Consider the following 13,507-nt stretch of genomic DNA (forward strand, 5'->3'; position numbering starts at 1 on the left):
ATATTATGCGGGTGTCGCGGCTAGCGGGCGAGGCAGAAGCGCTCGATGAGCCCGTGCAGGATGCGCTGCATCGGCGCGACGCGTTCGACGGCCAGATATTCGTTGGGCTGATGCGCCTGGGCGATATCGCCCGGGCCGAGCACTACGCTGTCCATGCCCATGGCGTTGTAGAACGAACCTTCGGTACCGAAATCCACGGCGGCTGCGGCCTGTCCGGACAACTCCTCGCAGGCGGTGACGATCGGCGAGTCGCCGGCGGTCTCGAACGCCGGCGTGCCGGTGAACAGCTCACGGAAATGAATCGTGCAGTCGCTGTCGGCGAGCGCGTCGGCCACGCGTTCATGCAGTTCGGCGCGCAGTCCGTCGCTGGTCATGCCGGGCAGAAAACGCAGGTCCATATCGAGTCGGCAGCGGGCCGGAATGCGATTGGCGTTGTCGCCGCCCGAGATCGCGCCCAGGTTGAGAGTGGCATGGGGGACGGGGAAACCGGCGATGCGCTGGCGCTCGACCAGTTCGTCGCGCAGGGCGCGAATCGCGGTGAGCGCGCGATACATGCCCTCAATGGCGTTGGCGCCGAGGGCAGGATTGCTGGAATGCCCGGAGGCACCGTGCACCTCCAGCGTTTCCATGAAAATACCCTTGTGCTGGCGAATCGGCACCAGATTGGTGGGCTCGCCGATCACGCAGTAGCGGCCCGGCCGCTGGCCGTTTTCGCGGTGCGCGTCGAGCAGGGCCCGGGCGCCGTCCATGCCGCATTCCTCGTCGGCCGATACCAGCAGGCTCACGGGTGCGGACAATTTTTCGGCCGCGTATTCGCTGGCCACGGCGGCGGCGATCGCGATAAAGCCTTTCATGTCGCAGCTGCCCAGGCCGTAGAGCTTGCCGTCGCGCTCGGTGAGGCTAAAGGGGTCGCTGTGCCAGCCGTTATCGTCATAGGGCACGGTATCGATATGGCCGGCGAACACCAGTCCGTGCTCGCTGGCTTGCTCGGCCGTGCCCAGGCGCGCGACCAGGTTCACCTTGTCGTCGCGCTCAGGCATGGGCGTGATCGTGCAGGCAAAACCGGCCTGTTCGAGTGCGTCGGCCAGGTCTTCGACGGCGGCGCGATTGCCGCAGTCTAGGCTCGGGTTGTCGCTGCTGATGGTGCGATGCCCGATCAGCGTGGCCAGGGTTTGTTGCCAGTCGAGTACTGTCATATTCGGTTTGTATGGTCGGCCTGCGCCGGCCTGTATATCGTCGGAACACCGCATGGTATACCCGCGGTTCGAAACTTGATGAAGTCGAGTGGCGTAAGCCAGGTCGACTATCCACGTATGAGGGTCATGCAACCATGACGAAACCAATGCGATTGTTGAAAACACCGGTAGTGGCATGGCTGCTTGCCGCCAGCCTCGGCGTGGCCGGTTCGACGGCCGTGTTCGCGGCCGAGCAGAAGATCTTCATCGACCCGGAAAGCGGCGAAATCGTCGCGCCGCCGGCGGAAAAGCGGGAAGCCCCGAAACCGGGTGAGGCCGCCCAGAAGACGCGCGCCCCGGCGCCGAAGGCCTGGACCAACAGCGAAGGCGCACAGATGTTGACCCCCCGTTTTGAATCCGCGCCGCGCACGCGCGCGGTGCGTTGTGCGGACGGCAGTCTGCATATGGGCCACGTTGGCCACGACGAAGCCAGCGATGGCACGGAGGCGTTATGCGCTACGCACGATCGTTAGCCGGAGCCACAACGCTCGGCATGGCCCTGCTGTTCGGCACGGCCTCGACCGCCAGCGCCGCCGACATGGTGCTGGTCGTCAACGACGGCCCCGACAGCGGCTTCAACGACCCCACGCCGGTCGCACCGGAAGGTGGCAATAACGGCGCCACGCTGGGACAGCAGCGCCGCATCGCTTTCCAGTACGCCGCCGATATCCTGGGCAGCCGAATTGACAGCAGGGTTCCGATTCGCATCGTCGCCGACTTCGACGAGACGTTGAGCTGCGACCCAGAGAGCGCGACCTTGGGCGCGGCCGGGCCGATAAGCTACGTCGCCAATTTCACCACGACCAGCCGCGCGCGAAGCAACGTCTTCTATCCGCTGGCGCTGGCGAACGCCCTGCGTGGTTCGCGGGTGCCGGATACGGCAAACGATATCCGTGCCACGTTCAATCCGACTCTCGACGAGGGCACCGGTTGCCTGAAGGGTGCCAGCTGGTACTACGGCATCAACGGCGTAACGCCCAGCGACCGCCCGAGCTTCGTAAGCACGGTAGAACACGAACTCACGCACGGCGTGGGCTTCATATCGCTGGTCGCGCTCATCGACAACGCCAACTCGCGAGCCGGGCAGTTTCCGCAGACCAGCGACGGCGGCGCACGCTTGCCCGATATTTACAGCACCTTCATCCAGGATCTGTCCTTCCCCGGCGACCCGCTCTGGACCGAGCTCACCGACGAGCAGCGTGCCCAGTCCTTGACCAACAGCGAAAACGTGGTCTGGAGCGATATCAATACCGGCAGCCGCGCGGCCAGTATTCTCACCGACGGTCTTAAGGAGGGCCGGGTGATGCTGTATGCGCCGTCGCCTGTCAGTCCCGGCAGCTCGATCTCGCACTGGGACGAGTCGCTTTCTCCGGACCAGATCATGGAGCCTTTTGCCACCGGCAACGACAATGTCGCCAGCGGCATCGGTCTGACCACCTGCGTGCTTGAAGACATCGGTTGGACGCTGGCTAACGGCGCGCGTTGCCCGGACGAGGCCGATCAGGCCATCGCCGAGCCTGACGACGACACCGAGGAAGAACCTGCCGAACCCGTCACCGAACCGGTGGTGAGCACGGGTGGTTCTTCAAGTTCGGACAGCAGCAGCGGCAGCAGCGGCGGCGGCTGTACGCTGACCGGCGAAGGTCGTTTCGACCCGCTCTGGGTCCTGCTGCTCGCAGCGGCCGCGGTTGGGGTGGGTCGCCGTCGTCGGCTCGTCTGAGCCGACACCGCGATCCCCCTGGGGCGACCCGGTTTATGCGGCGGCGCTTGTCGCCGCCGTGCCCGCTCTCTGGCTGATCACGCTCGCCACGCCAGCGCAGTTTCTACTGCGCTGGCCGGGCACACAGGTCTTCGTCTTGGCGGTCGTCGTACTGCCCCTGCTCGAAGAAATAGTGTTTCGGCTCGGCGTGCACGACTGGCTGCGTGGCCGTATGCGCAGGCGCTGGGGGCCGCTGAGCGCGGCCAATCTCCTGACTGCCGTGCTGTTTGCCGGCGCGCATCTGTTGGCCCATCCGCCGGCCTGGGCGCTGGCGACTTTTTTCCCCGCGCTCGTATTCGGCGTGCTCTGGGAACGGCATGCCAGGCTCTGGTCGCCGGCGAGCGTGCATGCCTTCTATAACCTCATCTATTTCTGCTGCCTGGGCGTTGTTTAGAGGCCGGGGGCTGATACGAGGGCGGCGCCCCAGCCCGGCCAAGGTCCGGCCAAGCACAGTCGCCCACGAACTTCGATGCGCCGGGTCAATAGTCGGCTTTGCTACCATGGCGTATTGCAAAAAAGCAGCGCGACATGAGCCAAGGCAACAGCCAGAACAACATCTTCGATGCCCTCCAGATAGGCCTGACCCAGGCCGAGTCGGTACAGACGCCGGGCGAGGTGCACGGCACGCTCACCGGCATGCTCTGTGTCGATAACGAAATCAGCGGCGCGCGCGCGGTCGAAGACGTCAAGAACGACAAGATCGAAGGCGCGCTGGACGCGCTGCGCGAGATGACCCTGGAAGGCCTGTTCGATCCGGACCTGAGTTTTCAGCCACTGCTGCCGGCCGACGATGTCGATCTGGAACGGCGCGTGCAGGCGCTCGCACGCTGGTGTGCCGGTTTTCTCTATGGCCTGAGCGCCGACGGCAGCTTCGATATCAACAACCTCTCCGGCGAAGTCCGCGAGGTGGTCAACGACCTCACCGAGCTGTCGCGCGCGGGCCTGACCGCCGAAGACGCGGACAACGAATCGGCCGAAGCCGACTATGCCGAGCTGGTGGAATACGTGCGGGTCGGCGTACAGATGGTCTTCCTCGAGCTTCAGCCCGGGCGCGAAGGGCCCACGCGGCGCGAGTCGCTGCACTAGCAATCGCGATGACGGGTTCGGTTTGTTTTCTTGAAAGGCTTGGACGAGGGATCGGATGAGAGACCAATCGCATCTGCAGCACAGCGACGAGCCGGCGATTCATGCAGCCCGTCGTGCGCGCATCGCGGATATCGTGGGCCCGGATGGCGTGGCGATGATCGCGGCCACCCCCGAGCGCAACCGCAATAACGATGTCGATTATCCCTATCGGCCGAACAGCGATTTTCGCTATCTGACCGGCTTCTGCGAGCCCGAGGCGATCGCGGTGATCGCGCCCGGCTTCGAGGCCGGGGATTACATCCTGTTCTGTCGTGCCCGCAACGCCGATCAGGAGGTCTGGATCGGCCGGCGGGCCGGTCCGGACGGCGCCATGGCCGACTACGGCGCCGATCAGGCCTTTGCCATCCACGAATTCGAGGATTGGCTCGCGCGTCTGCTGGACGGCCGTCGCAGGCTCTATCTGTCTTTCGGCACGCATCCCGAATTCGAGCAGAGCGTGCTCGATCAGCTCGGCGGTATGCGCAGCCAGGGGCGGGGCGGCGTGCCGCCGCGCGAAATCGTGGCCCTCGACGGCCTGCTCCACGACATGCGCCTGCGCAAGTCCGAACACGAAGTCGCACTCATGCGCCAGGCGGCTGCCACCTCGGCGCGTGCGCACAGCGCGGCCATGCAGGCGGTACGTCCCGGCATGTACGAGTATCAGCTCGCCGCCGTGCTGCATTACACCTTCGAAAGCGACGGCACGCACTGGGCGTATCCGAGCATTGTCGGGGCGGGCGAGAACGCCTGCGTGCTGCACTACATCGAAAACAGCGCGCCCATGGCCGACGGCGACCTGGTGTTGATCGATGCCGGCGCCGAATATCGCGGCTACGCCGGCGATATCACCCGCAGCTTTCCGGTGAACGGGCGTTTTTCCGATGCCCAGCGCGAGCTTTACGACATCGTGCTCGCGGCCAACCGGGCCGCGATCGAGGCCGCCCGACCCGGCCAGCCGATGAACGCCGTTCATCAGGCGGCGCTAAGAGTGCTGGTGGCGGGGCTGATTGATGTCGGCCTGCTCGAAGGTACGGTCGACGAGGTCATCGCCGCCGAAAGCTACCGCGCCTATTTCATGCACGGCACCAGCCACTGGCTGGGCATGGACGTCCACGACGTGGGCGACTATAAAGTGGATGGAGAATGGCGCCTGCTCGAACCCGGCATGGCGCTGACCGTGGAGCCCGGACTGTATGTCCGGGGCCAGGACAACCCGTCGTCGCGCTTTGCGGATATCGGTATCCGGGTCGAGGACGATATCGTCATCACCGAAACCGGCTGTGAAGTGCTCACGGCCGACGTGCCCAAGGACGCCGACGAGATCGAGGCATTGATGGCCAAACCCTATCGGAGCGAAACCCCGTGAGCGGCGAGTACGACATTGCCGTAGTGGGCGGTGGCCTGGCCGGCGCGACGTTTGCCTGCGCGCTGGCCGATACCGGGCTGAAAATCGCGCTGGTCGAGGCCGTGGCCTTCGATGCGCCGGCCGACGAGAACATGAAAGCGCGCACCACCGCGATCGCGGCCGGTACCCGGGGGATGTTCGAGGCGCTGGATCTGTGGGCCGATATCGCCCACGACGCCGCGCCCATCAAACGATTGCACGTATCCCAAAAGGGCCGTTTCGGCAGCGTGCGGGTGAATGCCGCCGACTACGATCTGCCGGCACTGGGCTATGTGTTGCCCAACCTCACCATGATCGAGGCGCTGCGCGCCCGGCTGGCGCAGATGAGCCAGGTGGATGTGATTGCCCCGGCACGCTTCAAATCGCTCACCCGCGACGCCGCGGGCGAACGCATCGAACTGACCTGTGCGGTCGGCGACGGCGAAAGCCGGACATTGAGTACCCGCCTGCTGGTCGGCGCCGACGGCGCGCAATCCTCGGTACGCGGCGCGCTGGGTATCGGCGCGCGCACCGACGATTATCAGCAGCGTGCCATCGTTACCTTCGTAGAGCCCGAACGCGCCCACGGCGGCTGTGCCTACGAGCGCTTCACCCCGGACGGGCCGGTGGCCCTGCTGCCCTGTACACGGGCCAGCTGTGCCGCGGTATGGACGCTGCCCAGCGAACGCGCCGAGCAGATGTGCGCGGTCAGCGATGACGAATTCATCGACGGCCTGCAGGCGGCCTTCGGCCAGCGTCTGGGCCAGCTCAAGCTGGCCGGGCCGCGCGGCAGCTATCCGCTGGCGCGGGTGCTGTGCGACCGGGCCGCGGTCGATCGCGCCGTGCTTATCGGCAATGCCGGCCATGCCCTGCATCCGGCGGCCGCCCAGGGGTTCAATCTGGCGATTCGCGATGCGCTGCTGCTGGCCGCGATGCTGCGCGAGCGCCTCGCCGCCAATCCCGATTTCGATCCCGGCGACGGCGATCTGTTGGCCGCCTGGGCCGAGGCTCGGCGCCCGGACCAGCATCGCGTGGCCAATTTCACCGACGCCATCGTGCGCCTGTTTTCCAACCGTATTCCCATGCTCGACCATGCCCGCGGCGCGGGTTTGTTCGGTCTGTCGCTGATGCCGTCGATTCGCGACGACATGGCCCGGCGCAGCATGGGGCTGGCCCTGGCCCCGGCGCGTATTCGCAAGGCAAGCTCATGAGTAGTCACAATCCGCGTTATGACGTGGCCATCGTCGGCGGCGGCATGGTCGGTGCCGTGCTCGCGGTGGCGCTGTCGCGTGCCGATTTCTCGGTGGCACTGGTCGAAGCCAAACGCCCGCCGCGTTTCGATACCAGCCAGGACTACGGGCTGCGCGTGTCGGCGATTGCGCCAGGCACGCGGCGCGTACTCGAGAATCTCGACCTGTGGGCCTCGGTCGAGCGCCGGCGCTGCTGCGCGTTCACCGGCATGAAGGTCTGGGAGGCCGGCGGCGCCAGCGAGCTGTTTCTCGAACATACCGCGGTGGGGCTGCCCGAGCTCGGGCATATCGTCGAAAACAACCTGATCGTCGACAGCGCGTGGCAGGCGCTCACCGATGTCGATATCTACTGCCCGGCGAAGATGGAAAGCCTGGCCTTCGACCCGGATGCCGCCCGACTGCGTCTCGACGACGGGACGACCGTGAGCGCGGCGCTCGTGGTTGGCGCGGAAGGCGCGAATTCCCCGGTGCGGGCAGCGGCCGGCATAGAAACCACGGGCTGGTCGTACGGCCAGCGTTGTACCGTCGGTACGGTCACCCCGGCGCGGCATCATCGCCATATCGCCTGGCAGCGCTTTACCGAAACCGGGCCGGTGGCGTTTCTGCCGCTTTCGGACGGTCGTTGCTCGCTCGCCTGGCACGCCGACGATGCGCTCGCCGCGGAGCTTGCCGAACTCGACGACGAGACGTTTCGTGCACGCCTGAGCGAAGCCAGCGGGCATGTGCTGGGTGAAATCGAGCATATGGATCGGCGGGCGTCCTTCCCGCTCAAGCTCCAGCATGCCCGCGAATATTGTCGTCCGCGGGTGGCGCTGGCCGGCGATGCCGCGCATGTGGTGCACCCGATGGCGGGTCAGGGGGTCAACCTTGGCCTTCTCGACGTGGCGGGCATGGTCGAAGCGCTCGAAGCCGGGCGCGCGGCCGGTCGCGATGCCGGCGACATGACCTACCTGCGCCGCTATCAGCGTGCGCGCATGGCCGAGAACCTGATGATGTTGGGCATCACCGACGCCTTCAAACGCGTCTATGGCAGCGCCAACCCCTTGCTGCGCAACCTGCGCCAGAGCGCGATCGCGGCGGCAGCGAACCTTGCCCCGGTTCGCCAGATCATGATTCACCATGCGGTGGGTCTGTCCGACAACGGCCCGCGGCTGCTGCAATAACGCAAAACGCCTGTATTTTGCAGTGAAAAGCGGTTCCGGGGCCGACGCTTGGCCTGTATGGATCGCGCCGGTATAGTCGAGGCCACGGTCAATAACCGCGTGGGAGAGAACGGGCCATCGCCCGTCACCGAAGGCGCAAATTTCCGCCCGGAAACGCTCAGGTACCCGAACCACGCGCGCGCCGGCGTCATGACGCGCCGGCTTGATCGACTCTGGAGAGCAGTCGTGTGAACCACGGCTCACCGAAGGGGCGAATCTCTCAGGTGCCAGGACAGAGGGGCGGCAGGCGAAAGCCCGGGCCGGCCCGTATTCTGTTGATTCATCTGCAAAGAGATTGTCATGGCCAAACGCACCCCGCTCTATGACGCACATGTCGCCGACGGCGCCAAGCTTGTGGATTTCGCCGGCTGGGACATGCCGATCGACTACGGCTCCCAGATCTCCGAACACAACGCCGTACGCGAGAGCGTGGGCATGTTCGACGTGTCGCATATGGCCGTCGTCGATATCCGCGGTCGAGAGTCGCGCGAATTCCTGCGCTGGCTGCTGGCCAATGACGTGGCCAAGATCGACGAGGCCGGGCGCGCGCTCTATACCTGCATGCTCAACACCCGCGGCGGCGTGATCGACGATCTCATCGTCTATCACCTGAGTGACGATCTGTATCGCGTCGTGGTCAATGCAGCGACCACGGAAAAGGATCTGGCCTGGATCGGCAGTCAGGCCCGCGATTACGACGTGTCGATCGAGCACCGCCAGGATCTGGCCATTATCGCCGTGCAGGGCCCGCGCGGGCGCGACATCGCCGCCGAGCTGTTCGACGACGATTTGAAGGCCGCTGCGCTCAAGCTAAAGCCGTTTCGCGTGGTCGCGCAGGATGATCGCTCGATCGGGCGCACCGGCTATACCGGCGAAGACGGTTTCGAGCTCGTACTACCGGCCGACGAGGCCGTGAACGCATGGAAGACGCTGCGCGACAAGGGCGTAGCGCCCATCGGCCTGGGCGCGCGCGACACGCTGCGCCTGGAAGCGGGCCTGAATCTTTATGGCCAGGATATGGACGAAGACCGCACCCCGCTGGAATCGGGCCTGGCCTGGACCGTGGCCTTCAAGCCCGAAGAGCGCGATTTTGTTGGCCGCTCGGCGCTGGAGCACATGCGCGCACAGGGCGTCGACCAAAAGCTGGTTGGGCTGGTGCTGGAAGGGCGTGGCGTGATGCGCAGCAAGACCGCGGTGCGTGCCGTCGACAGCGATGTCGAGGAAGAACATGCCGAGGGCAAAATCACCAGCGGCAGCTATGCGCCGACGTTGTCGTGCTCGGTCGCGCTCGCCCGAGTGCCCGCCGATTGGGAACACAGCGTCGAAGTGTGTTTGCGCGGCAAGTGGCAGCCTGCGCGCATCGTTCGCTATCCGTTCGTGCGTAATGGCGAGAGCCGCCTCGACGACTGAGCGTTTTTCTCAGTAGCCTTTAATCCACCGAACCATCGCGCGCACCGCGCCAACCTGCTGCAAGGGGAGCCCCATGAGCGAAGTACCCAAGGATCTGTCCTATACCAAGACCCACGAATGGATCGACTACGACGGCGACGGCACCTGCACGGTCGGCATCACCGACTATGCGCAGTCCTCGCTCGGCGACCTGGTATTCGTCGAACTGCCCGACGCCGGTACCAAGGTGGGCGCCGGCGATGCGGTGGCCGTGGTGGAATCGGTCAAGGCGGCCTCGGATATCTATGCGCCGCTCGACGGCGAAATCGCCGAGATCAACGAACAACTCGAGGATTCGCCGGAGCTGGTCAACGAAGATCCGTTTGGCGAAGGGTGGCTGTTCAAGATGACGGTTTCCGATCCGGAACAGGTCGAGAAACTGCTCGATGCCGATGCCTACGAAGGCATCGTCGAAGAAGAGGAAGACTAGCGGTCACGGCAAGCGCCGGGGGTTTGCCTGGCGCTTGCAAGCAGCCGGCCGTATTCAAGTTCTGCGAGGACCCATGCCTTTCATTCCGCATACCGAAGACGATATCCAGTCGATGCTGGCAACGATCGGCGTCGATCACATCGACGATCTGTTTGATGAGATCGACCCCAGCCTGCGCGACGTGCGCCTGGATTCGATACCGGAACGGGCCAGCGAACAGGCCGTGACCAGGCTCATGGGCGAACGCGCGGCCCGCGATGCCGGCGGTTTGTGCTTCATCGGCGCGGGCGCTTACGAGCACCATATTCCCGCGGCGGTCTGGGAGCTGACCACCCGGGGCGAGTTCTATAGCGCTTATACGCCGTATCAGCCGGAGGCCAGCCAGGGCACGCTGCAGGTAGTCTACGAATACCAGACCATGATGACGGGCCTGACCGGCATGGACGTGGCCAACGCGTCGCTCTATGACGGCGCCTCGGCGCTGGCCGAGGCGGTGCTCATGGCGGTACGCGCCAATCGCCGCTCCAAATCGGCGCGTATCCTCATGCCGGCGAGCGTGCATCCGTTCTATCGCCAGGTCGCGCGCAATATCTGTGCGAACCAGGGCATCACCTTCGAAGCGATCGACTACGACCGGGCCACCGGGCGTATCGATGAGGCGGCGCTTACGCGCTGGGCCAAAGAGGATGTAACCGCGCTGGTGATCCCGCAGCCGAACTTCTTCGGCGTGCTCGAAGACGTGGATACGCTCACCGACTGGGCCCAGAACAACGGCGCACTGGCTATCGGCCTGGTCAATCCGTTGTCGCTGGCGGTGTTCAAGGAACCCGGCCGCTGGGGCACGGGCGAGGGGGCCGATATCGTGGTCGGCGAGGGCCAGCCGCTAGGCGCGCCGCTGGCCTCGGGCGGGCCGTATTTCGGCATTTTGTGCTGTCGCAAGAAGCACGTCCGCCAGATGCCCGGCCGCGTGGTGGGTCGAACACAGGATATGGATGGCCGCACGGGTTATGTACTGACCCTGCAACCGCGCGAGCAGCATATTCGTCGCTCCAAGGCGACCTCCAACATCTGTACCAACCAGGGCCTGCTGGTGACCGCGGCCACCATTCATATGAGCCTGCTCGGGTCGCGGGGGCTGGAGAATACCGCCGCGACCTGTATCGCCAATACCCGTGCGCTGGTCGACCGGCTTACCGCGATAGACGGGGTCGAGGCGGTTTTCGACAGCCCGGCCTTTCATGAAACGGTGCTGCGGCTGCCGGTCGACGCCGAGCAGGCGCTCGCGGCACTGGCAGAACGCGGCGTGTTCGGCGGGCTGGCCCTGGCCGAATTCTATGACGGGCTCGATAACACGGTGCTCGTCTGTGCCACCGAAACCAAGACCGAGGCCGATCTCGAAACCTATGCCGACGCTCTGCGCGACGTGATCGCCGCGCAGGCCGAAGCGGCTTGAGGGCCGGCGCCGGCCATTTATTTCTTCCGCTGTATCCAAGGACTGACGATGACCCAGCAAATCACGCTCAAAGGTAATGCCACCGATGTCGACGGCCAGCTGCCGTCGCCCGGCGACAGCCTGGCGGAGTTCAGCCTGACCGGCGCTAATCTGCGCGATGTCACGCTCGCGGACTTCGCGGGCAAGCGCAAGATATTCAATATCTTTCCGAGCATGGATACGCCCACCTGCGCGATCTCGGTCAAGCGTTTCAATGCCGAAGTCGATGCGCTCGACAATATCGCGTTGTTGCAGGTGTCCGCGGATCTGCCGTTTGCGCATTCGCGTTTCTGCACCGCCGAAGGGCTCGAAAACGGCACCACGCTGTCGATGATGCGCGACAAGCGTTTCGCCAAGGATTACGGCGTGCTGATCGCCAACGGGCCCATGGCAGGACTGTGTGCGCGTGCGGTGATCGTTGCCGACGAACAGGGCATGGTGCTGCACAGCGAACTGGTGCCCGAGATCGGCCAGGAGCCGAATTACGAAGACGCGTTGGCCGCACTCAAGGTCTGAGTCCGAGCCCTCGCGGGACGATGCCAATGGTTTCGTCTTGAACAACCCGAACACCGCAAGCAGTCACGCCATGACCGAAAAGCTCATCTTCGAACACAGCCGGCCCGGCCGTCGTGCGCTGGCCCAGGCGCCGGCTGAGGCGCCCGCCATCGACGATATCCCGGCCGCACTGCGGCGCGAGTCGCCGGTGGGCCTGCCGCAAGCCTCGGAAATGGACGTGGTGCGCCACTACACGCGGCTATCGCAGCTTAATTTTTCCATCGATACGCATTTCTACCCGCTGGGCTCGTGCACCATGAAGCACAACCCCCGGGCCTGTAACACGCTCGCCTCGCTACCGGGGTTTCTCAATCGGCATCCGTTGGCGCCGGCCAGCCATGGGCAGGGCATGATGGCGTGCCTGTACGAGCTCCAGGAAATGCTGACCACGGTGACCGGCATGGAAGCCGTCTCGCTCACGCCGATGGCCGGGGCCCAGGGGGAATTCACGGGCGTGGCCATGATCAAGGCCTACCACGACGCACGCGGCGACAGCGCACGCAACGAGATCCTGGTACCCGATGCCGCCCATGGCACCAACCCGGCCACGGCCGTGATGTGTGGCTGCACCGTGGTCGAAATTCCGACCGATGCCGACGGTGACGTGGATATCGCCGCACTGCGCGATGCCGTGTCCGACCGTACCGCGGGCATCATGCTCACCAATCCCTCGACGCTCGGCGTGTTCGAACAGGACATTCTCGAAATCGCCGAAATCGTGCATGGCGCAGGCGGGCTGCTCTACTACGACGGCGCCAACCTCAACGCCATTCTGGGCAAGGTGCGCCCGGGCGATATGGGTTTCGACGTCATCCACATGAATCTGCACAAGACCTTCTCCACGCCGCACGGCGGCGGCGGGCCGGGTTCTGGCGCGGTGGGCGTCGGTAAACGGCTGCGCGACTTCATGCCCATCCCGGTGGTCGGGCGCGACGGCGAGGGCGATGATGCGACCTATCGCTGGCTGAGCGAAAAGGACATTCCGAATACGATCGGGCGGTTGTCCGCGTTCATGGGCAATGCCGGCGTGCTGCTGCGGGCCTATGTCTATGCCCGGCTGCTCGGGCGTGACGGCATGACCCGGGTGGCCGAATTTGCCACCCTCAACTCGAACTATCTGATGGCGCGGCTACGCGCGGCCGGCTTCGATCTGGCCTTTCCCGAGCGGCGTGCCAGCCACGAGTTCATCGTCACCCTCAAGCGCCAGAAGCAGCAGCTGGATGTCAGTGCGACCGACGTCGCCAAGCGGCTGCTCGACTACGGTTTTCACGCGCCGACCATCTATTTCCCGCTACTCGTGCCCGAGTGTTTTCTCATCGAGCCGACCGAAAGCGAATCCAAGGAAACCCTGGATGCCTTCGTCGACGCCATGGTCGCGATCTGGGAAGAAGCAAAGGCCGATGCCACGACCTTGAAAGAGGCGCCGGTCAAGCTGCCGGTGCGGCGTCTGGACGAGGTCGCTGCCGCCAAGAACCTGGATCTGAAGCACGAATCCGCCACCGCGGCCGGCGCCTGAGTCACGGCCGCCGACCGAACTCGCCGGCTGTATGCCATGGCTATGGCATGATGGGCGGCTGACCTTCGTGTGACGTGCCTTCGGCGCGTACCGAATCTCATCGAATAAAG

General features: G+C 65.0%; 13 protein-coding genes and 2 riboswitches. Of the genes, 12 read left to right on the forward strand and 1 reads right to left on the reverse strand.

From position 1 onward, the window contains the following. Positions 1-20: 20 nt before the first annotated feature. Positions 21-1,196: an acetylornithine deacetylase gene (gene argE / locus C84B14_RS06830; protein WP_348764968.1), complete on the reverse strand. Its 1,176-nt coding sequence runs from the start codon at positions 1,194-1,196 to the stop codon at positions 21-23. Positions 1,197-1,351: 155 nt separating this feature from the next. Between argE and C84B14_RS06835 the strand changes: the two genes are divergently transcribed. From C84B14_RS06835 to gcvPB, 12 genes are all read left to right on the forward strand, one after another. Then, positions 1,352-1,708, forward strand: a complete 357-nt coding sequence (locus C84B14_RS06835) for a post-PEP-CTERM-1 domain-containing protein (protein ID WP_348764967.1) — start codon at positions 1,352-1,354, stop codon at positions 1,706-1,708. Continuing rightward, positions 1,687-2,955, forward strand: a complete 1,269-nt coding sequence (locus C84B14_RS06840; RefSeq protein ID WP_353222826.1) for a JDVT-CTERM domain-containing protein — start codon at positions 1,687-1,689, stop codon at positions 2,953-2,955. The genes C84B14_RS06835 and C84B14_RS06840 overlap by 22 nt, the downstream gene beginning before the upstream one ends. A gap of 58 nt (positions 2,956-3,013) precedes the next feature. Then, positions 3,014-3,388 carry a JDVT-CTERM system glutamic-type intramembrane protease MrtJ gene (gene mrtJ / locus C84B14_RS06845; RefSeq protein ID WP_348764965.1) on the forward strand — a complete coding sequence of 125 codons (375 nt, stop codon included), beginning with the start codon at positions 3,014-3,016 and terminating at the stop codon, positions 3,386-3,388. Between the two features lie 134 nt (positions 3,389-3,522). Then, positions 3,523-4,080, forward strand: coding sequence for a UPF0149 family protein (locus tag C84B14_RS06850; protein ID WP_348764964.1), 558 nt, complete (start codon positions 3,523-3,525; stop codon positions 4,078-4,080). Between the two features lie 55 nt (positions 4,081-4,135). Then, on the forward strand, positions 4,136-5,485 hold the full coding sequence (gene pepP / locus C84B14_RS06855; RefSeq protein WP_353222828.1) for a Xaa-Pro aminopeptidase: 1,350 nt from the start codon (positions 4,136-4,138) through the stop codon (positions 5,483-5,485). Next, positions 5,482-6,714 (forward strand): 2-octaprenyl-6-methoxyphenyl hydroxylase, encoded by a 1,233-nt coding sequence (gene ubiH / locus C84B14_RS06860; protein ID WP_348764962.1) that lies wholly within the window; start codon positions 5,482-5,484, stop codon positions 6,712-6,714. The genes pepP and ubiH overlap by 4 nt, the downstream gene beginning before the upstream one ends. Further along, a complete protein-coding gene (locus tag C84B14_RS06865) occupies positions 6,711-7,916 on the forward strand; it encodes a UbiH/UbiF/VisC/COQ6 family ubiquinone biosynthesis hydroxylase (protein WP_348764961.1) in 1,206 nt (401 codons plus the stop codon). The genes ubiH and C84B14_RS06865 overlap by 4 nt, the downstream gene beginning before the upstream one ends. Before the next feature lie 90 nt (positions 7,917-8,006). Then, positions 8,007-8,099, forward strand: a riboswitch (glycine riboswitch). A 19-nt stretch (positions 8,100-8,118) separates the two neighbouring features. Further along, a riboswitch (glycine riboswitch) is annotated at positions 8,119-8,201 on the forward strand. Between the two features lie 54 nt (positions 8,202-8,255). Further along, entirely contained in the window at positions 8,256-9,365 is a 1,110-nt protein-coding gene (gcvT, locus tag C84B14_RS06870; RefSeq protein WP_348764960.1) for a glycine cleavage system aminomethyltransferase GcvT, read from the forward strand. A gap of 73 nt (positions 9,366-9,438) precedes the next feature. After that, positions 9,439-9,834, forward strand: a complete 396-nt coding sequence (gene gcvH / locus C84B14_RS06875) for a glycine cleavage system protein GcvH (protein ID WP_348764959.1) — start codon at positions 9,439-9,441, stop codon at positions 9,832-9,834. 73 nt (positions 9,835-9,907) lie between these two features. Continuing rightward, the gene (gcvPA, locus tag C84B14_RS06880) at positions 9,908-11,287 is read left to right on the forward strand and encodes an aminomethyl-transferring glycine dehydrogenase subunit GcvPA (RefSeq protein ID WP_353222831.1); all 1,380 of its coding nucleotides are present in this window, start codon (positions 9,908-9,910) and stop codon (positions 11,285-11,287) included. A gap of 48 nt (positions 11,288-11,335) precedes the next feature. Beyond that, on the forward strand, positions 11,336-11,842 hold the full coding sequence (gene tpx, locus C84B14_RS06885) for a thiol peroxidase (protein WP_353222833.1): 507 nt from the start codon (positions 11,336-11,338) through the stop codon (positions 11,840-11,842). A gap of 70 nt (positions 11,843-11,912) precedes the next feature. Further along, entirely contained in the window at positions 11,913-13,397 is a 1,485-nt protein-coding gene (gene gcvPB, locus C84B14_RS06890; protein WP_353222835.1) for an aminomethyl-transferring glycine dehydrogenase subunit GcvPB, read from the forward strand. Positions 13,398-13,507 lie beyond the last annotated feature (110 nt).

Source organism: Salinisphaera sp. C84B14, assembly GCF_040361435.1.
GTDB lineage: Bacteria > Pseudomonadota > Gammaproteobacteria > Nevskiales > Salinisphaeraceae > Salinisphaera.

Coding starts and splice junctions, on each gene's coding strand:
- C84B14_RS06865 (WP_348764961.1), top strand. CDS start 6,711: ATGAGTAGTCACAATCCGCGTTATGACGTGGCCATCGTCGGCGGCGGC.
- gcvT (WP_348764960.1), top strand. CDS start 8,256: ATGGCCAAACGCACCCCGCTCTATGACGCACATGTCGCCGACGGCGCC.
- C84B14_RS06840 (WP_353222826.1), top strand. CDS start 1,687: ATGCGCTACGCACGATCGTTAGCCGGAGCCACAACGCTCGGCATGGCC.
- tpx (WP_353222833.1), top strand. CDS start 11,336: ATGACCCAGCAAATCACGCTCAAAGGTAATGCCACCGATGTCGACGGC.
- gcvPB (WP_353222835.1), top strand. CDS start 11,913: ATGACCGAAAAGCTCATCTTCGAACACAGCCGGCCCGGCCGTCGTGCG.
- gcvPA (WP_353222831.1), top strand. CDS start 9,908: ATGCCTTTCATTCCGCATACCGAAGACGATATCCAGTCGATGCTGGCA.
- argE (WP_348764968.1), bottom strand. CDS start 1,196: ATGACAGTACTCGACTGGCAACAAACCCTGGCCACGCTGATCGGGCAT.
- gcvH (WP_348764959.1), top strand. CDS start 9,439: ATGAGCGAAGTACCCAAGGATCTGTCCTATACCAAGACCCACGAATGG.
- pepP (WP_353222828.1), top strand. CDS start 4,136: ATGAGAGACCAATCGCATCTGCAGCACAGCGACGAGCCGGCGATTCAT.
- C84B14_RS06850 (WP_348764964.1), top strand. CDS start 3,523: ATGAGCCAAGGCAACAGCCAGAACAACATCTTCGATGCCCTCCAGATA.